This window comes from Pseudomonas sp. 43(2021) (assembly GCF_017490805.1).
In the GTDB taxonomy this organism is placed as follows: domain Bacteria; phylum Pseudomonadota; class Gammaproteobacteria; order Pseudomonadales; family Pseudomonadaceae; genus Aquipseudomonas.
Genome location: NZ_JAFGYJ010000004.1, coordinates 133805 through 151238 on the forward strand (window position 1 = coordinate 133805; position 17434 = coordinate 151238).

Here is a 17434-nt window from a genome sequence, read left to right on the forward strand (position 1 = left end):
GAGAACTGAATTCGCAAGCAGTCCGCGTACCCTGTGGGAGCGGCTTCAGCCGCGAAGAATCCAACACGGTGCATGGCACCGGCTACGCCGGTGTTCGCGGCTAAAGCCGCTCCCACACCGACCGTGCAGGCCTCAGGATCTTTGAGCGAGGTATGGCCTTAACAGGAATGGCGCCAATCCTCGGCCGGACGCGCGCCCGCGAAGCAGGCATCGTGGTGCATGACACCGGCTACGCCGGTCAGTTGTTCCTAGCCGGACCGCGTCGCATTCAAGGCCCGCGGGACATCATCAGCATCAACCATTCCCGGCTATATCCGCCACGCCAGCATCAAGGCAACTGTTGCGGGACGCACATACGAATTCCGCCTCGGCGCGTGTCGGGTAGTTGAGGGTCAGGCGCAGCTTCTCTTGTGTGTCATAAAGGTCATACCCCTCCCCTAACGTCGCGGAAAAGCCAAGACTGCGAGGGTAAATCTCTTTCTTGAGCGGCACAGCGGGAACCACAACAAAGCGCGTCTGCATGATCATCCCCCTCCCGGCAGTTTCTTAGTATTAGTACCGTTACAGGAAAGCATCAAGTTGGCTCATGAAAAAGCAACCGCAACATATCTAAGGCCGAGCAGTATCAGAAGACAAACGAATTCATTACTCTCACCGTGATGATTACGCAAAAACCCAACAGGCAAACGACCCCGATGCCATAAAACACGGTACGCCAGGGCTGCACCTCTGCCAGATAGGCCCATGTGTGCAGGACCCTGGCAAGGGTGAACACGATGCTCAGCCCGGCGTTGGGCCCCTCCGCTGTACCTAGGGCAATGGCCAGCCCGCAGAGGGCGAAGAATACCGGGATATTTTCCAGATCGTTGGCCCATACCCTGGCGCCGCGAGCTACCTCCGGCCGCTCCGCTACCTGCGCAGGTCGCTTGAAGACAGCGGCATCCTCCGGATTGGTGAAAGCCACGAAGCGCAAGCGGTAAAAACCCTGGTAACAGGAGACCATGAACATCTTGAAGAACAGCACGACCACACACAGCGCGTATACAGCCAAGGCGTTGCTCATGGCTGGCGCTCCCCGGCAACGCCCCTGACCACAAAGTGAATCAGCCGCCCCAGCAACGCCAGCGCACAGATACGCATGCCCATCGTCCTCTCCTGAGTAGGGTTTTTCGGCACGGTAGTGGTAGGGTTGGCTGCGCTCAATGACCTGTGAGGTCATGGACGCTGTACTCAAGGACGGTCAGGGTCAACGCATGAGTCATCATCCATTCCATCGCAAAAGCCCCGCACCGAGCACATCGGCGGGCCAGCAACTGCGCCACCTGCGCCAGCAGGCCGGGCTCAGCCAGCTTGAACTTTCGCTGCTGGCCGGGCTATCACAGCGTCATCTGAGCTGCGTGGAGACAGGGCGCGCCAACGCCAGCCCCGGCACACTGCATGCCCTGCTTTCGGCCCTTGGCGCCCCACTGGAGCAGTGCAACGAAGTGTTCGTCGCGGCCGGGTACGCCCCCCGCTACGCAGCCTCGCCGCTCGATGCCCCCGAACTGGCCTTGGTGCATGCCGCCATCGAGCACATACTGCAGGCAAACAACCCGGCGCCTGCAATCGTCATCGACAGCAACTGGAACGTCATCGCCGCAAATGCCAGCACCGGCTTGCTGTTGGCGATGGCGGGTATTGCCGCACAGGCGGCGTCAGGCCTCAACCTGTTGGAAACACTGCTTCAACCCGGCGGCCTGGGTGACCATTTGGCCAATGCAGCGGAGATCCGCGCCGTTGCCTGGCAACGTGCGTCCAGGGAAGCCGCCGGCAACCCGGCGCTGGCAAGGCGCCTGCGCGACCTGCCAGCCCCACGCAACCCCACCCAGGTGACGAGTGCCACGCCGGTGTTGCTGACCCGTGTGAACACCCCGGACGGCGAGCTGAGGTTTCTGTCCACCTTCACCACCTTCGGCATGCCACTGGACATCACCGTGGAATCGCTGCGCATCGAGCACCTGATTCCTGCCGACCCGCTGACGCGGCAAAGGATGCTGGCGGCGTTCGAACAGGGCCATTCGCCGAGTCGGCCTCATCGTTGATTTAGCGGGCACCTTTGGGGAGCAACTGTCTTGCTCAAAATTGAAAAGCACATGCGGTCACGCGAGCCTTGTTCCCTGTGCGAAAGCGCAGCCCAAAGGTCTGGTCGATCTCCTACAGGGGTTACCTGTCAGCAGACACTGGCTGCTTCAGCAGCAACACATAGGCCATCGCCGCCACCGCCGCGACCGCCGCACTGATCAGGAACGCCGAAGCAAACGACCCGGTCTGCTGAATGCTGAACCCCGTCACGATCGGTGCCACCGAACCCGCAAGGTAACCGCCGAAGTTCTGGATGGAGCCAAACGAGGCTACACGCCGGCTATCCACGACGGTGTTGGCAATCATCCAGGCGGTGGAACTGGCCATGTTCACGCTGAACAACGCGCAGCACAGCAGGGCCACGCTGAGCATGAAGCCGCTGCCGAACGATAGCGGCACGGTGAAAGCCGCCGCCGCGAACAGTGCACTCACCACTACCCGCTTGCGACTACCCAGCACGCTGGCGCCGTTCCTCACCAGGCGGTCGCACACACGGCCCGCGACAATGGTGCCAAGGGCGCCAAAAACGTAGGCCAGGGACACCACCCAGGCCGTCTTGTACAAGCTCAACCCGTGCTCACGTTCGAAGTAGCCCGGCAACCAGGTCAGGTGCAGCCACAGCATGTAGATCACCCCCATGAAGCCCAGTACAGCGCCCCAGGTGCTCTTGTGCCGGAACAGCTCGGCCCATGCCGCCAGTTGTGCCTTCATGCTCGGCCTGGCCGTTGCCACCGCCTGTTTTTGCGCCTGGGCCGCCAGCAGGCGCTCACGCTCCTCGGCAGGCAACTCGGCCAGGTAACGTTCCTTGCTTTTATAGAAGGCAAACCAGCACGCGGCGACCAGAATGCCGAACACCCCAGTGACGATGAACATGCCTCGCCAGCCCCAGGTGACCATCAGCAGCGTCAGCAGCGGCGGCGCAATGCACGGCCCGATGCAGGTCGATGACAGCACGATGCCGGTCGGCGTGCCGCGTTTCTCGGCCGCGAACCACTCCGCCAGCGCTTTGGCCGCCGACGGGAACATCGGTGCCTCGCCAATCCCCAGCACCACCCTCAGCCCGATGAACGCGGAAAAACTGTTGATCAGGCCGGTGGCTGTCTGCGCCACCGACCAGCCCAGCAGCGCCGCCCCCAGCGAGATCTTGCTGCCCAGCCGGTCGATGATCATGCCCAGCGGCAACTGGGAAAAGGCATAGGCCAGGGAAAACGCCGACAACAGAATGCCCATCTGCGACGGCGTGATCGCCATGTCTCGCTGGATCGAAGTGTTGGCGATCGACAGCGCGCTGCGGTCGACGTAGTTGATGATGCCGATCACCAGCAGCAGGCTGACGGTGATGACCTGGTACTTCCTGAGCGGATTCGAGCTCGCGGTCGCTTCAGGCTCGCGGCCAAGCTCGGCTTGCGCATATTTGGTAGTCATGGGCGTTCACTTTTGTTGTTATTGGTTGAACAGCGGATCAGCGAATTACAGGGATGCCTCAAGCAGCCACTGGTAGTCTTCGGCAGATGCCTCACGTGGGTTGGTGCGGTGGCTGTGATCGGCCAGCGCGCCCTGGATGATGCGCGGGAACAGCTCTTCGCTGACGCCCAGCTCGCGCAGGCCGGTCGGCAGGCCCAGCGCGCGAGTCATCTGGCGGATGGCGTCTTCGATCCGGCCTTCGTCAGCCAGCCCCATCGCCAGGGCAATGCGCTGCATCTTGTGCTCGTTCAACACCGTCTCGGCCTTGCGGTTGAAGGTGATGACGGCGGGCAGGAAGATCGCGTTGAGGGTGCCATGGTGCAGCCGTGGGTTGATACCGCCCAGCGCGTGGCTGAGGCTGTGCACGCAGCCCAGGCCCTTCTGGAATGCCAGGGCGCCTTGCAGCGAAGCACTCATCATGTTGATGCGGCCATCCAGGTTGCCGGGCTCGCGGGTGGCGGTTTCGATGAAGCGCCAGGCACGCCACAGGCCATCCAGGGCAATGCCATCGGCGGGCGGGTTGAACGCAGGTGCCATGAAGGTTTCCAGGCAATGGGCAATGGCATCCATGCCGGTGGCGGCGGTGAGTTGCGCCGGCAGGCCAAGGGTCAGCGCCGGGTCGCAGATGGCGGCCTTGGGCACCACATGGGGCGAGATGACACCCACCTTGCGCCCGTCGTCGAGAATCAGGATGGCACCCCGCCCTACCTCGCTGCCGGTGCCCGCCGTGGTCGGTACGGCGATCACCGGTGCGGTTGCCGGTGTGATGCGGGCCAGGCCGCCCTCGATCACCGCAAAGCTTTTCAATGGACCGTCGTGCCTGGCACACACGGCCACACCTTTGGCCAGGTCGATCGCCGAGCCCCCACCAATGGCGATGATCCCGTCACAGCCACACTCCTGGAACATGGCCACCGCTTCACGCACGGCGTTCTCGTTCGGGTTGGGCGGCGTGCCGTCATAGATCGGCCATTGCGCGCTGCTGCCGCTGAACGTGCTCAAGGCCACATCGACGATACCGGCGGCACGCACGCCACGGTCGGTCACGATCAAAGGCCTGGTTATACCAATGCGCTCGCACTCGGCAGGCAGATGCACAATGGCGCCGACATCGAACTGGATCTGAGTGATGTAGTTGATCAGGGACATAGGGCCTCAGCAGCCTCCTGGGGTTATTTTTATAGGCGGTTCAGCCGCACTGGATGCGACACCGTGCAGCGCCAGTATAGGAATGCGCGCCTGACCATGGTATTGAGAACAATCCATATCGGTATAACCCGGACGCATACCAGATGACCCCATCACTCAACTCGATCATGTCCAGGCTCCACGCTCGCCACCTGCGCCTGCTCATCGAGCTGGACGAGCACCGCTCGCTGCTCGGTGCGGCAAGTAGTGTCGGGCTTACCCAGCCCGGGGCGAGCAAGGCCTTGCAGGAAATCGAAACCACCTTCGGCACGGTGCTGTTCAACCGCACCAATCGCGGGCTGGAGCCCACGGCTGCCGGGCACTGCGCTATCCGCTACGCACGCGTGGTGCAAACGGACATTTCAAACCTGCGGCATGACCTGGATGCCATCCTGCGCGGGGTCGGCGGCCGGCTGGCGGTGGGGGCAATCATGGGCGCCGTGCCATTGCTGATGAGGGCGGTGTCGCAGCTGGCCAGCATCCAGCCGCAGATGTCGTTCGAAATCATTGAAGACACCAGCCAGTCGCTGCTGGCACAGATCGAAAGCGGTCGCCTGGACGTCGCCTTGTGCCGCACCAGCGTGAGCAATACCCCTCAGCTGTTTTCCAGCAGGTTTGTCCAGGACGAGACGCTGGCGGTCATTGCCAATATCGACCACCCGCTCAAGCACGCGCAAAACCTGAACCTTGCAGACCTGGCCGAGAGCCGCTGGATCGTGTACCGGGCCAACATGCCGATGCGGGTACAGCTCGAGCGCGAATTCCACGATGCCGGGCTGCGCTTCCCGCTGCACCTGGTGGAGACCACCTCGATCCTGGCGACCTTGTCGCTGCTGCAGAACAGCCCCGACTTCGTGGCACTGGTGTCGATCGACGTGGCTCGGCAATGTGCGATGAACCAACAGGTCCGCATTCTGCCCCTGACCATGGGTTCGGTCAGCGACCCGTATGAGCTGGTCACCCGCAAGGGCAGCCAGGCGACACCGGCCATGGACAAGCTCGCCGAACTGCTGCTGTCGCATGGCGCACACCACAACGACAGCTGATCGTGTTGCCAGACAGAAGACCTAGAGCACCATGAGCCGCGGACTTGTTGCCGATGCCCGCTGGCGTTGATTTGGTGCGCAGAAGTGGTCAGCTCAAGATAGGTCACTCACTCCTTTGACACACATCAAGTCGCCGGGCCGGGTTCGCGAGACGATGGCTGCCAGCAAGGAACGAATCGACAACCGCCAGGCGCATCGTGCTCAAGGCATCGCCATCGATCACCGTGCGCGGCTTTGGATAAGGAACCCCACATGAGCCCGCTGAACCACGTACTGGTAGCCACCGACCTGTCCACCTCTGCCCGCAACGCGGCAGAGCGCGCTGCGCACTTGTGCAAGGCGCAACAAGCATCACTGGACCTGCTATACGTTGCCAACCCGGCCCCCTTCGAGCGCCTGAAGCAACTGGTGGCACCTGATGACGATCTGCTGAAGCGTGTACTGGATACCGCTGGTGAAAAAATTCGCGCGCTGGCTGCAATGCTGTTCCAGCGCTACGACATCGCCGCTGGCGTGCAAGTCGCGCACGGCTCGGTGACCACGGAGATCACCCGCGTGGTGCAGGATAAACGCAACGACCTGCTGGTGTGTGGGGCAAAGGGCCAGAGCGTGGCGAGGCGCCTGCTGCTGGGCTCCACTGTGCAGAAAATGCTGAACCGCATGCCCTGCCCTTTGCTGGTGGTCAAGCAGGCACCTCGCGATGCGTACCGCACCTTGCTGGTTGCAGTTGATTTTTCGTCTTCGTCACTGCGCGCCATCAAACTGGCAAAAGCCATTGCCCCACAGGCCGAGATCATTTTGCTGCATGTGTACGAGGCGCCGTTCGAAGGCAGCATGCGCTTCGCCAACATCGATCACGACACCCTGACGCACTATCGCAATGTCATCCGCAAAGATGCGGTGAAACAACTCGCAGTCTTGAGCGAAATCGCCGGAGTGGCCGATGCTCGGCAAATCGTGGTGCACGGTGACCCTGGCTGGCAGATTGCCGAGCAGGAACAAGCGCTGGAATGCGACCTGATCGTGGTCGGCAAGCAAGGGGAAAGTGCGCTTGAAGAGCTGCTGATTGGCAGCGTCACCAAGCATGTGCTGAACGAGTCCCAGTGCGATGTGCTGGTGTCGCCATAGGGTCGATTGATGGGGAGGACGCTTGTGTGTCCTGCACCGAAGCCCGCGCTATCCACCGCGGCGCCTGCTTCGCGGGTAAACCCGCTCCCACAGGGATCGCGCCAGCGTTCAGGTTGTGAGCAAGACCGTTGCGTCCCCAGGTCTTTTCTGGCCTCAAGCAGCACACAAACCTGTGGGAGCGGGTTCACCCGCGAACACGGGCGAAGCCCGTGCCATCCTCCGCAACACCTGCTTGCGGAACCTGTAGCATAACTCCCCGGCCAACAGCGGGTGCTCTGCGCAAGGCGTTTCATCGATTGCGCTGATGATTACTATCGAGCCCCCCGCCTGTTGGCCCGGCAAAACCACCCCCTATAATCGCCAGCACATTTCCCCCGCTCCTGCGCCTGCCTCAGGCGACATCCCTCTCTTGGAATCCAATACCATGCCAAGTGCCAGTCAGGCCCCTCGCGGCCGCCCCGAACATGATCAACAGAGTGTCAGCCAACAGTGGCTGGCCATTCTCTCCGTCGCCGTCGGTGCCTTCGCCCTGGTGACCAGCGAGTTTCTGCCGGTGGGCGTACTCAACGATGTCGCCAGCGACCTCGGCATCAGTGCAGGCCACGCCGGCCTGATGGTTACCCTGCCCGGCATCATGGCCGCCCTCGCCGCCCCATTGCTGTCGGTGGGCATTGGCGCCCTGGACCGTCGCTACCTGCTGATCGGCTTGACGCTGATCATGATCATCGCCAACGCGGTGGTGGCCTACGCCAGTGACTTCAGCCTGCTGCTGTTCGGCCGCGTACTGCTGGGCGTGAGTATCGGCGGTTTCTGGGCCACGGCCATTGCCCTCAGCGGCCGCCTGGCGCCCAAGGGCGTGGGCGTAGCCCAGGCTACCTCGATCATCATGGTCGGTGTAACCCTGGCCACCGTGCTGGGCGTGCCGGTAGGCACCTGGTTGAGTGGCCTGATGGGCTGGCGCATGACCTTCCTGGTAACCGCGCTACTGGGCGTACCGGTGCTGCTGGCGCAGATCCTGTTGCTACCGCGGCTCAACCCGGACAAGGCCATTCGCATCAGCGACCTGCCGGCCCTGTTCATCAACCCACAAGCGCGGGTTGGCCTGATCGCCGTGTTGCTGATCGGCCTGGCGCACTTTGCCGCGTACACCTATGTCGCCCCGTTCTTCAAACAAAGCTCCGGCTTCGATGGGCCGACCATTGGCTCGTTGCTGCTGCTCTATGGTGTGGCCGGGGTATTCGGCAACATCTTTGCCGGTTTCGCCGCCAACCGCAGCGTACGTCACACTCTGCTGCTGGTCGCACTGATGATCGGCACCAGCACCGCCCTGTTCCCCCACTTCGCCACCGGCATGACCGGTGCCGCAATGTTGATCGGGTTGTGGGGCTTCGCCTTCGGTGCGTTCCCGGCCTGCGCCAGTATCTGGATGTTCGTCGTCGCGCCCAAGGATGTCGAACGTGGCATGCCGCTGTTCGTCGCCATGTTCCAGGTGATCATTGCGCTGGGTTCGTTCTTCGGCGGGCGGATCGTCGACCAGTTGGGCAGCTCGGTACTGTTGAGTCTGGCCACGGCCCTGGTGGGCTGCGGTTTCGCTACGGTGCTGGTGCTGGGGCGCAACGTCAGCAACAGCCTGGCGGCACAATCTGCCTGAGCAGGGCGCAGGCTGATTTTTTACGCTCTTTTTACGGCTGAGCCGACAGCCAGAAGGAATACTGGGCGCGCGATGCTCAAGGATGGCATGCATTTCAACCCGCCAGTCCAGAGAAGCCTTTCGTGAGCCAATCCACCGTCATCGCAAACCAATCCCTTCCCGGCAAGTCCAACCCCATCGGCATGCTCGTCGCCGCTGTCGGCGTGGTGTATGGCGACATCGGCACCAGCCCGCTGTACACCCTCAAGGAAGTGTTCGCCGGGCACTACGGCGTGCAGGCCAATACCGCCGGTGTACTGGGCGTGCTGTCCCTGGTGTTCTGGTCGTTGCTGTGGGTGGTGTCGCTGAAGTACGTACTGTTCATCCTGCGTGCCGACAACCAGGGCGAGGGTGGCATCATGGCCCTGACCGCCTTGGCGCATCGGGCGGCGGCGCCCTACCAGCGGCTGGGCAGGATACTGGTGCTGCTCGGCCTGTTCGGCGCCGCGCTGTTCTACGGCGACAGCATGATCACGCCGGCGATTTCCGTGCTATCGGCCGTCGAGGGGCTGCAACTGGCCTTCGACGGTATCGAACACTGGGTCGTGCCGCTGTCGGTGGTGGTGCTGGTGGCGCTGTTCCTGATCCAGAAGCACGGCACCGCGCGCATCGGCATCCTCTTCGGGCCGATCATGGTGCTGTGGTTCATCGTGCTGGGTGCACTGGGCCTGCACGGCATCGTCCAGCGCCCGGAAGTGCTGCAGGCGCTCAATCCGCTCTGGGCGGTGAAGTTCTTCCTGCTGCACCCGGGCATGGGGGTGGCGATTCTGGGCGCGGTGGTGCTGGCCCTGACCGGCGCCGAAGCACTCTACGCCGATATGGGGCACTTCGGCCGCAAACCCATTGCCCGGGCCTGGTTCATGCTGGTGCTGCCCGGCCTGGTGCTGAACTACTTTGGCCAGGGCGCCTTGATCCTCGGCGACCCGCAGGCAGTGCGCAACCCGTTTTATCTGCTGGCGCCCGAATGGGCCCTGCTGCCCATGGTCGGGCTGGCCACCCTGGCCACCATCATCGCGTCCCAGGCCGTGATCTCCGGTGCGTTCTCGCTGACGCACCAGGCCATCCAGCTGGGCTACATACCGCGCATGTTCATCCAGCACACCTCCAGTGAGGAGCAGGGGCAGATCTACATCGGCATGGTGAACTGGGCGCTGATGGTCGGCGTGGTGCTGCTGGTGGTCGGCTTCGAGTCGTCCGGGGCGCTTGCGGCAGCCTATGGTGTAGCCGTGACCGGGACCATGCTGATCACCACGCTGCTGGCCTCGGCAGTGGTGCTGTTGTTGTGGAAGGCACCACGCTGGCTGGCAGTGCCGATGCTGCTGGCGTTCCTGCTGGTCGACAGCCTGTATTTTGCCGCCAATGCGCCGAAGATCCTCCAGGGCGGTGCATTTCCGGTGATTGCGGGCCTGGCGCTGTTCGTCCTGATGACCACCTGGAAGCGCGGACGAAGGATCATCGTCGAGCGACTGGACGAGAGTTCGCTGCCGCTGGACCTGTTCATCAACAGCCTCAAGGCCCAGCCGCCTCACCGCGTGGGCGGTACTGCGGTGTTCCTGTCCGCCAGGCCCGAGGCGGTGCCTCATGCCTTGCTGCACAACCTGCTGCATAACCAGGTACTGCATGAGCAGGTGGTGCTGTTGACCGTCGTGTTCGAGGATGAGCCACGAGTCAGCGCTGGCAAGCGCTTTGAGATCGAGGCGTTTGGTGACGGTTTCTTCCGCGTGAACCTGCATTTCGGTTTCATGGAGGAACCCGACGTGCCGTTGGCGTTAAGCCGCTGCCAGCGTGCGGACCTGGAGTTCGGCCCCATGCGCACGACCTATTTTCTCAGCCGGGAGACGGTCATTGCAGGCAAGCAGATGGGCATGGCCCGCTGGCGGGAGCACCTGTTTGCCTTCCTGCTGAAGAATGCCAACAGCAACCTCAAATACTTCCAGCTGCCGCTGAACCGGGTGATCGAGCTTGGCACTCAGGTCGAGATCTGAGCAGTCGGGGCAGTACCCAGCGGAACTTGAAGGGTAACCTCATGTCCTATCCGCACCCAAGCTCCCCCTGCGCCTTCTGGAGGCGAACAAACATGAAAAAACCCCTGGTAGCCGTCTTTACTTGTGCCCTGGCGCTCGGCGCAACGGCATTGTTGCCTGCCAATGTCTCGCCGATCGGCTCCGCCTATGCCAAAGGTGGTGGCAACGGCGGTGGGCAGGGTGGCGGCAAGGGTGGCATCAACGGCAATGGCGCCGGTTATGAGAGTGACCATGCCGGCAAGGCCACGCGCAACCATGGCGAGAGCGGTAATCACTATGGCAGCTTGCGCAACGATGACAACGGCCGTGGTACTACCCAGTCTGGCATTGCCCACTCCAAGGAGCACAACAAGGCCGGGCGCTCCTCTTCGAAGCATGATCGATAACTGAAAGCACGCCACTCCTGCAGGCACTGCACAATCCTCAAGGGCGGCGCTGAACCTGTGGGAGCGGCTTCAGCTGCGAAGCATCCGACGCGGTGCATGGCACCGGCTGCGCCGGTGTTCGCGGCTAAAGCCGCTCCCACAGGGTCCCTGCTAACTCAATGAGTTATGTGCAGTTCTATGAGAACGGGCATGGCGCATTCCTTCGGCTGGGGAAGCCCTTGTAAAGACAACTGCTCCCCCAACAGCCTGATGCCCACCTGACCTCAAACCCTGAACCGCCCCACCAACGCCGTCATCTCCCCCACCAACCGCGACAACGCCTTGCTCGCCTCACTGGTCTGCTGCGCCCCCGCTGCCGAGGATGTCGACAGCTCGCGAATGTTCAGCAGGTTGCGGTCCACCTCTCGCGCCACCTGGGCCTGCTCTTCGGCTGCGCTGGCTATCACCAGGTTACGCTCGTTGATCTCGCCGATCGCACTGTAGATCCCCTCCAGCACCTGCCCCGAGGCCAGGGTCACGTCCAGCGTCGACTGGGCGCGACTGGTACTGGTCTGCATCGAGGCCACGGCCGCTTCGGTGCCCGCCTGCACACGCCCGATCATCTGCTCGATTTCCTGGGTCGACTGTTGCGTGCGGTAGGCCAGCGTACGCACCTCATCCGCCACCACCGCAAAGCCGCGCCCGGCCTCGCCCGCGCGGGCTGCCTCGATGGCGGCATTGAGCGCCAGCAGGTTGGTTTGCTCGGACACCGAGCGAATCACCTCCAGCACCTTGCCGATATCCCGCACCTGCCCGACCAGTTGCTCCAGATGCGCGCTGCTGGCCTGGATCTCACGCGTCATGGCCTCGGTGCCGTCGATGTTGTCGCTGACTTGCCGGCGGCTTTGCGCTGCCAGCTGGTTGGATTCGCTGGTGGTCTGCGAGGTGGTGATGGCGTTGCGCGCAACCTCCTCCACGGCTGTGGTCATCTCGGTGACAGCGGTGGCGGCCTGCTCCAGTTCCTGACCCTGCTGGCGCAGGTTGTTGGCGCTTTCCTCGGTGACCGCATTCAGCGCCGTGGCGGCTGCATCCAGTTGCCCGGCACAGCTGCTGATCTGCACCAGGGTGTCGCGCTGGCTCTGCTGCATGCGCTCAAGCTCATGGAACAGCTGGCCGATCTCGTTGCTGCCCTGCCCCTGCACCGGCACGCTCAGGTCGCCGCCGGCAATGCGCTGGAAGTGCCGACCGGCTTCGCGCAGCGGGTGCAGCACGCGCTGGGCAATAAAGGCCCAGCACAGCGCCGCCAGTAACAGCGTCACGCCCAGCAGCGCCAGGCTCAGCAGCTGCGCGCGCGCCAGGCGCCGGTCGGATTCCAGCATGATCTGCTGGCCGCGCTCACTCAACGCGCCGACCAGTTGCTGGCGCAGCGCCTGCAACCGGCCCATGGCGTTGCCGGCGTCGGTGTTGACCTTGAAATACTGCTCAAGCGAACGTTGACGGGTTGCCTCACGCTGCCCGGCGACTGCCTTGGCGTACTCGCCATAGGTGGCCTGCAGCGCGGTTGCCAGTGCGTGCAGTGCAGGCTCGCGGGTGTTTTCGACAAACTCGTCCACCAGCTTCTGGCTCTTGTCGTTCAGCTCGACCGACAGCGCCATGCGCTTGTTGGCACTTTCCTCATGGCCACCCAGTTGCTCGATGAAGCCCGAGGACACATTGGCGCTGGCGCGAATCGCCATCAGCAACGCATTGTTCAACCGGTCCGACTGGTGCGCGGTCTGGTCCAGTTCGGTGATCTGCTGGTCGCTACCCACCGCTGCACGCCAGGCACTGACGGTGGAAAACAGCAGGGTCAGACTGAACAGCGACAACACCCAGAACATTCCGGTGCGGATCTTCAGGTTGGCAAGCATGCGGGCAGTACTCCTTGTTGGCACCACTTCTGGTCGATGATTCGATGGTGGGTGTGCTGCTATCGGAGGTACTGACGCAGGCTTGAGGCGCCGGAATGCGGTTTTGGGCGGTAACCGAACAGATGTTGCCAGGGCAAAGGGCGGGGAACAGGCAACAAATTGCCCAAGCGGGAACTTCAACGCTCCACTTCGGTCGATAGCATCCCCTTGCCCTCCAGCCAGGGGCTTGCCCAAGCCCTGCCGAGTCTACCGCCGATGCCCAGCACACCTGTTCTGTCCGCCTTGCTCCTGTTGTTCAGCGCAATCACGGCACCAGGCGCACTGGCCGGCGAGCGCTCCGCGCCGGCACGCAGCAACCATGCCTCGACCGTGCTGATCGAAACCGCCTCGCAACAGTATGCCGACGGCCAACTGGACCAGGCGGCAGCCACCCTGGAGCGCGCGCTGCACATTCAGCCGAACAACCCGGCAACCCTGCACTACCTTGGCGTCCTGCGCCTTCAGCAAGGGTTGTACGAACAGGCCGAAACCCTGGCGCAGCGCTCCAACCTGCGTGTTGGCAACAATCACGCACTACGCAGCCGCAACCTGCAGCTGATAGAAGCCGCGCACAAGGCCCAGGGCGACGGCGTGCTGCCGACGGCTGCGTACTGAGGGCGGTCAGACGCTGCGCGTCAGGCCACCATCGACCTTGATGTTCTGCCCGGTGATATAGGCAGCCCCGTCGCTGGCCAGGAATGCAATGGTGGCGGCAATTTCCTCGCTGGTGCCATAGCGCCTGAGCGGTACGCTGTCGCGCCGCTGCTCAGTGGCCGGCAGGCTGTCGATCCAGCCAGGCAATACGTTGTTGATGCGCACGTTGTCCACGGCATAGGTGTCGGCGAAGATCTTGCTGAACGCCGCCAGGCCCGAGCGGAACACCGCCGATGTGGGGAACATTTCGTTGGGTTCGAATGCCCAGGCGGTAGAGATGTTGATGATCACTCCCCCCTTCTGCCGTTGCATGACTGGCGTCACCAGGCGTGCCGGGCGGATAACATTGAGCAGGTACGTATCCATGCCCTTGTGCCAGTCTTCGTCGCTGATCTCCAGGATCGGCGCGCGCGGGCCGTGGCCGGCGCTGTTGACCAGCACATCGACGCGCCCCCACTTCCCGACCACGGCATCCACCAGGCGCTGCAAGTCCTCGACCGACTGGTTGCTGCCGGTAACACCGATACCGCCCAGCTCCTTGGCCAGTGCTTCGCCCTTGCCCGAGGACGACAGGATGCCGACCTTGAAGCCGTCGGCAGCCAGGCGACGTGCCGCTGCTGCGCCCATGCCGCTGCCACCGGCGGTGATGATTGCTACCTTTTGCACAGACATATTGCCTCCTTCGACGATGGAACCCTGTGTTTGCAAGTGCATTCACACTAGCAGCCACACAGGTGCGCAGGGAGGCAGCCGGACTTCGTCTAGCCAGTAGTTTTTCTTTCGTCAGCCTGAGCCTTGAGCCACGCCCTGACGATTTGCAGGGCCGCTGGCGGCTGCCCCTTGCGCGGCCATACCAGGTAGAACGCCTTGTCCAGCCGCAGTTGCTGGGGGAACACCTGCTCCAGCCGGCCGGCGGCGATATCGTTGCTGACGAAGGCATGGCTGGCCAATGTAATGCCCTGCCCGCCTATGGCAGCTTCGATGGCCAGCGAGGTCTGGTTGAAGCGCACGGTCTTCGCCGTGGGCGTCGGGTGGCCAGGGAACACCGCAGCGCAGAACTGCGGCCAGAAGTTGTGCGCATCATGCAATGCCACATAGCGCTGCAAGGCGGCAAAACCCTCAGGCCAGCCCACGTCTGCCAACAACGCCGGGCTCGCCACCGCGACCACCGGCGGCTCCATCAGCAACTCGGCGTTCAGCCCGGCGCCGAACGGCGGCTGGCCATAACGCACGGCCAGGTCCACACCATCGGTATGAAAATGCGAAAGCCGGTCGGTGGCCAGCACCCGCAAGTCAATCTCGGGGTTGTGCTCGGCAAAGTGCCCCAGCTTGGGGATCAGCCATTTCGAAGCAAAGGTTGGCGTTACGCTGACCGTGAGATGGGAGGGCGCCGGACGCAACAGCCGCGTGGCTTCGTCGATCATCGCCAAGGCACTGCGCACGCTGGTGCTGTAGGCATGCCCGGCATCGGTCAGGCCTAGGCCGCGCGGCAAACGCTCGAACAGGCGAACCTCCAGACCGGCCTCCAGCCCACGAATCTGCTGGGCAACGGCGGCCTGGGTGACGCCGAGTTCCTCGGCGGCCAGGCGGAAGTTCAAGTGACGCGCCACCACTTCGAACACCCGTAACGCATTGAGTGAGGGCAACCCGGGAAAACCTGCAGGCATGGCGATGATTTTTCTATTGGCTGCTCGGCAGCATTGCGCCGAGGCTATCCTCATCGGCCGAGGAAGTCGATGCTTTGTCGGCGGACAGAGCCCAAAGGAGTTGGCATGCCCGCCATCAATGCATTCCGCCACTACGGCCTGCTCGACCTGTCTTGGACACAACGGCCGTTGCGGCTGACCGCGCTTGCCGAGCAGGTGCTCGCTGGGCAGGCGCACTGGCTTGACCACAACCCTGCGCAGCGCTGGGTGAAGTGCTTATCGATGCCGCGGACAGGCCCTGGGTGGTCAGCGAACAAGGCTAGGTGTGGCAGCGCAAATAGCCCGCTCAAGCCTGATCAGGTAACGCGGTGGATGGCACCGGCGTTGCCGGTGTTCGCGGGCATGCCCGCTCCCACAGGAACCGAGGGTACCCGAAACCTGCACCATACCTGTGGGAGCGGGTTCACCCGCGAAGCAGGCGACACGATCTATGGCACCGCGTTGGATTCTTCGCGGCTAAAGCCGCTCCCACAGGGTACGCGGACTGCTTGCGATTTCAGTTATCTACGCGACAGCGCAGCCCAAAGGGCTGGGCCAGTTCCCACAGGGACTGCGCTAGCTTTTAGAGCTTGAGCAAGACCGTTGCGCCTACAGGGCCGATGTTGCAATCGCCTTCGCCGCTTGCGCCAAACGTTGTGTAGCCAGCCGGATTTCATCCATGTCCAGCGAGGCGAACCCCAGGCGCAAGGCATTTTCCGCATGACCGAACGGCGAAAACTGCCGGCCACTGCGTACCACCAGGTCCAACTCCAACGCCTTGCCAACCAACTGATCCACATCGATCCCGTCAGCAAACCTCACCCACAGCGCCAGCCCGCCTTCCGGTGCCTTTACAGCTACCTGCTCGCCAAAGGCATCGCGCAAGCAAGCCAACAGAGTCTCCCGACGCTGACGATACTCCCGCGCAACCCGACGCAAGTGCTTCTTCAGCTCGCCATCATTGATCAGGTCCGCCAGCATCTGCTGCATCACCGCATCGCCCTGCCCCAGGGTCAGCGTCGCCCTGCGCTCGAGCACCACGGCCACCTCCGCCGGCGCCACGATGAAACTGCAACGGAAGGTACTGCCCAAGGACTTGGACAATGAACCAATGTAGATCACATGCCGCTGCTGACGGTCGCTGGCCAGCGGCAGGTAAGGCCGCCCGGCAAAGTGGTACTCATGGTCGTAGTCTTCCTCGACCACGCAAAAGTCGTGCTGCCGCGCCAGCTCCAGCAACTGCTGCCGGCGCCCGGCAGGCAGGCTGACCGTGGTCGGGAACTGGTGATGGGGTGTGATGTACAGCATGCGCACCTTGTGCAGCCGGCACAGTGCATCGATCTGGTCGACCCGGCAGCCCTCGTCATCTAGCTCCACGGTGACCAGCCGGGCACCCAGCTGGCGGAAGATCTCCCACGCGGGCGGATAGCTCAAGCGCTCGACCAGCACAACGTCACCGGGCTTGAGCAGCACGCTGGCCACCAGGTACAGCGACATCTGCACGCCCTGGGTCAGGCAGATATGCTCGGCGCCAACGTTCAGGCTGCGATTGTGCCGCAGCATGTCGGCCAAGGCGCTGCGCAGGTAATGGCTGCTGCACGCGCTGCCATGGCGCACGGTGTTGGCAGTGAAGCTGTTGCGCAAGGCATTACGGTAATAGCGGTGCAGAACGGTCTGCGGCAGCAGGCGGTGGTCACAGGCGCCGTTGTCGAAAAACAGCGCACCCGGCCGATGCTGCTGCGCGGCAGCCTGTTCGTTGGCCGTGAAGTAGGCAACGGCAGGCTCCTCTGGCAGCACCAGGGCAAAGGGCCGCGCTGCATCGGGCTCGGGCAGGGTGCCAACTGCCAGTTGCCGACTGACGAAGGTGCCGCGGCGTTGCACGCTTTCCAGCCAGCCTTTGGTCTCGGCTTCCTCGTAGGCGAGGATCACCGTCTTGCGATTGACGTTCAGCAGTTGCGCCATTTCCCGCGTGCCGGGTAACGGCGTGCCGGGGCGCAGGCGGCCCTCGGTGATCGCGGCAACCAGGCCCTCGACAATCTGCCTGTACGAAGCCTGCGGCTGCGCCCCGTCGAGCTTGAGCAGCGGCTGCCATTTGCGAAGCTGGACCATGTGAATTAACC

The 17434-nt window shown here is 63.1% G+C and carries 15 protein-coding genes; 7 read left to right on the forward strand and 8 right to left on the reverse strand.

The features are described 5' to 3' along the window. Positions 1-294 precede the first annotated feature (294 nt). Positions 295-528 (reverse strand): hypothetical protein, encoded by a 234-nt coding sequence (locus J5M71_RS04980; RefSeq protein ID WP_207830381.1) that lies wholly within the window; start codon positions 526-528, stop codon positions 295-297. Between the two features lie 97 nt (positions 529-625). Beyond that, entirely contained in the window at positions 626-1063 is a 438-nt protein-coding gene (locus J5M71_RS04985) for an MAPEG family protein (protein ID WP_207830384.1), read from the reverse strand. A gap of 190 nt (positions 1064-1253) precedes the next feature. On the opposite strand from J5M71_RS04985, the gene J5M71_RS04990 reads away from it, so the two are divergent. After that, on the forward strand, positions 1254-2081 hold the full coding sequence (locus tag J5M71_RS04990) for a helix-turn-helix domain-containing protein (RefSeq protein WP_207830387.1): 828 nt from the start codon (positions 1254-1256) through the stop codon (positions 2079-2081). A 121-nt stretch (positions 2082-2202) separates the two neighbouring features. Here J5M71_RS04990 and J5M71_RS04995 read toward each other — a convergent pair whose 3' ends face one another. Together J5M71_RS04995 and J5M71_RS05000 are read right to left on the reverse strand one after the other, a co-directional pair. Continuing rightward, positions 2203-3546 carry an MFS transporter gene (locus tag J5M71_RS04995; RefSeq protein ID WP_207830389.1) on the reverse strand — a complete coding sequence of 448 codons (1344 nt, stop codon included), beginning with the start codon at positions 3544-3546 and terminating at the stop codon, positions 2203-2205. A 45-nt stretch (positions 3547-3591) separates the two neighbouring features. Continuing rightward, on the reverse strand, positions 3592-4734 hold the full coding sequence (locus J5M71_RS05000) for an iron-containing alcohol dehydrogenase (protein WP_207830391.1): 1143 nt from the start codon (positions 4732-4734) through the stop codon (positions 3592-3594). A gap of 143 nt (positions 4735-4877) precedes the next feature. Between J5M71_RS05000 and J5M71_RS05005 the strand changes: the two genes are divergently transcribed. From J5M71_RS05005 to J5M71_RS05025, 5 genes are all read left to right on the forward strand, one after another. Then, positions 4878-5819 carry a LysR family transcriptional regulator gene (locus J5M71_RS05005; RefSeq protein ID WP_207830392.1) on the forward strand — a complete coding sequence of 314 codons (942 nt, stop codon included), beginning with the start codon at positions 4878-4880 and terminating at the stop codon, positions 5817-5819. Positions 5820-6071: 252 nt separating this feature from the next. After that, the gene (locus J5M71_RS05010) at positions 6072-6947 is read left to right on the forward strand and encodes a universal stress protein (RefSeq protein ID WP_207830394.1); all 876 of its coding nucleotides are present in this window, start codon (positions 6072-6074) and stop codon (positions 6945-6947) included. Between the two features lie 424 nt (positions 6948-7371). Further along, on the forward strand, positions 7372-8598 hold the full coding sequence (locus J5M71_RS05015) for an MFS transporter (protein WP_207830397.1): 1227 nt from the start codon (positions 7372-7374) through the stop codon (positions 8596-8598). Positions 8599-8780: 182 nt separating this feature from the next. Then, a complete protein-coding gene (locus tag J5M71_RS05020) occupies positions 8781-10622 on the forward strand; it encodes a potassium transporter Kup (RefSeq protein WP_233688269.1) in 1842 nt (613 codons plus the stop codon). 92 nt (positions 10623-10714) lie between these two features. After that, complete coding sequence (locus J5M71_RS05025; protein WP_207830403.1) at positions 10715-11047, forward strand: hypothetical protein; 333 nt, start codon at positions 10715-10717, stop codon at positions 11045-11047. Between the two features lie 263 nt (positions 11048-11310). Here the strand turns inward: J5M71_RS05025 and J5M71_RS05030 are convergent, their stop codons facing one another. Continuing rightward, positions 11311-12936: a methyl-accepting chemotaxis protein gene (locus tag J5M71_RS05030; protein WP_207830408.1), complete on the reverse strand. Its 1626-nt coding sequence runs from the start codon at positions 12934-12936 to the stop codon at positions 11311-11313. 255 nt (positions 12937-13191) lie between these two features. Between J5M71_RS05030 and J5M71_RS05035 the strand changes: the two genes are divergently transcribed. Then, a complete protein-coding gene (locus J5M71_RS05035) occupies positions 13192-13590 on the forward strand; it encodes a tetratricopeptide repeat protein (protein ID WP_063913598.1) in 399 nt (132 codons plus the stop codon). 6 nt (positions 13591-13596) lie between these two features. Here the strand turns inward: J5M71_RS05035 and J5M71_RS05040 are convergent, their stop codons facing one another. The 3 genes from J5M71_RS05040 to J5M71_RS05050 form a co-directional block, all read right to left on the reverse strand. After that, positions 13597-14301 (reverse strand): SDR family oxidoreductase, encoded by a 705-nt coding sequence (locus J5M71_RS05040; protein WP_207830411.1) that lies wholly within the window; start codon positions 14299-14301, stop codon positions 13597-13599. An 89-nt stretch (positions 14302-14390) separates the two neighbouring features. After that, positions 14391-15296, reverse strand: a complete 906-nt coding sequence (locus tag J5M71_RS05045; protein ID WP_207830413.1) for a LysR substrate-binding domain-containing protein — start codon at positions 15294-15296, stop codon at positions 14391-14393. Positions 15297-15923: 627 nt separating this feature from the next. Beyond that, a complete protein-coding gene (locus J5M71_RS05050) occupies positions 15924-17423 on the reverse strand; it encodes a PLP-dependent aminotransferase family protein (protein ID WP_207830416.1) in 1500 nt (499 codons plus the stop codon). Between the last annotated feature and the right edge of the window lie 11 nt (positions 17424-17434).

Coding starts and splice junctions, on each gene's coding strand:
- J5M71_RS04980 (WP_207830381.1), bottom strand. CDS start 528: ATGATCATGCAGACGCGCTTTGTTGTGGTTCCCGCTGTGCCGCTCAAG.
- J5M71_RS04985 (WP_207830384.1), bottom strand. CDS start 1,063: ATGAGCAACGCCTTGGCTGTATACGCGCTGTGTGTGGTCGTGCTGTTC.
- J5M71_RS04990 (WP_207830387.1), top strand. CDS start 1,254: ATGAGTCATCATCCATTCCATCGCAAAAGCCCCGCACCGAGCACATCG.
- J5M71_RS04995 (WP_207830389.1), bottom strand. CDS start 3,546: ATGACTACCAAATATGCGCAAGCCGAGCTTGGCCGCGAGCCTGAAGCG.
- J5M71_RS05000 (WP_207830391.1), bottom strand. CDS start 4,734: ATGTCCCTGATCAACTACATCACTCAGATCCAGTTCGATGTCGGCGCC.
- J5M71_RS05005 (WP_207830392.1), top strand. CDS start 4,878: ATGACCCCATCACTCAACTCGATCATGTCCAGGCTCCACGCTCGCCAC.
- J5M71_RS05010 (WP_207830394.1), top strand. CDS start 6,072: ATGAGCCCGCTGAACCACGTACTGGTAGCCACCGACCTGTCCACCTCT.
- J5M71_RS05015 (WP_207830397.1), top strand. CDS start 7,372: ATGCCAAGTGCCAGTCAGGCCCCTCGCGGCCGCCCCGAACATGATCAA.
- J5M71_RS05020 (WP_233688269.1), top strand. CDS start 8,781: ATGCTCGTCGCCGCTGTCGGCGTGGTGTATGGCGACATCGGCACCAGC.
- J5M71_RS05025 (WP_207830403.1), top strand. CDS start 10,715: ATGAAAAAACCCCTGGTAGCCGTCTTTACTTGTGCCCTGGCGCTCGGC.
- J5M71_RS05030 (WP_207830408.1), bottom strand. CDS start 12,936: ATGCTTGCCAACCTGAAGATCCGCACCGGAATGTTCTGGGTGTTGTCG.
- J5M71_RS05035 (WP_063913598.1), top strand. CDS start 13,192: ATGCCCAGCACACCTGTTCTGTCCGCCTTGCTCCTGTTGTTCAGCGCA.
- J5M71_RS05040 (WP_207830411.1), bottom strand. CDS start 14,301: ATGTCTGTGCAAAAGGTAGCAATCATCACCGCCGGTGGCAGCGGCATG.
- J5M71_RS05045 (WP_207830413.1), bottom strand. CDS start 15,296: ATGCCTGCAGGTTTTCCCGGGTTGCCCTCACTCAATGCGTTACGGGTG.
- J5M71_RS05050 (WP_207830416.1), bottom strand. CDS start 17,423: ATGGTCCAGCTTCGCAAATGGCAGCCGCTGCTCAAGCTCGACGGGGCG.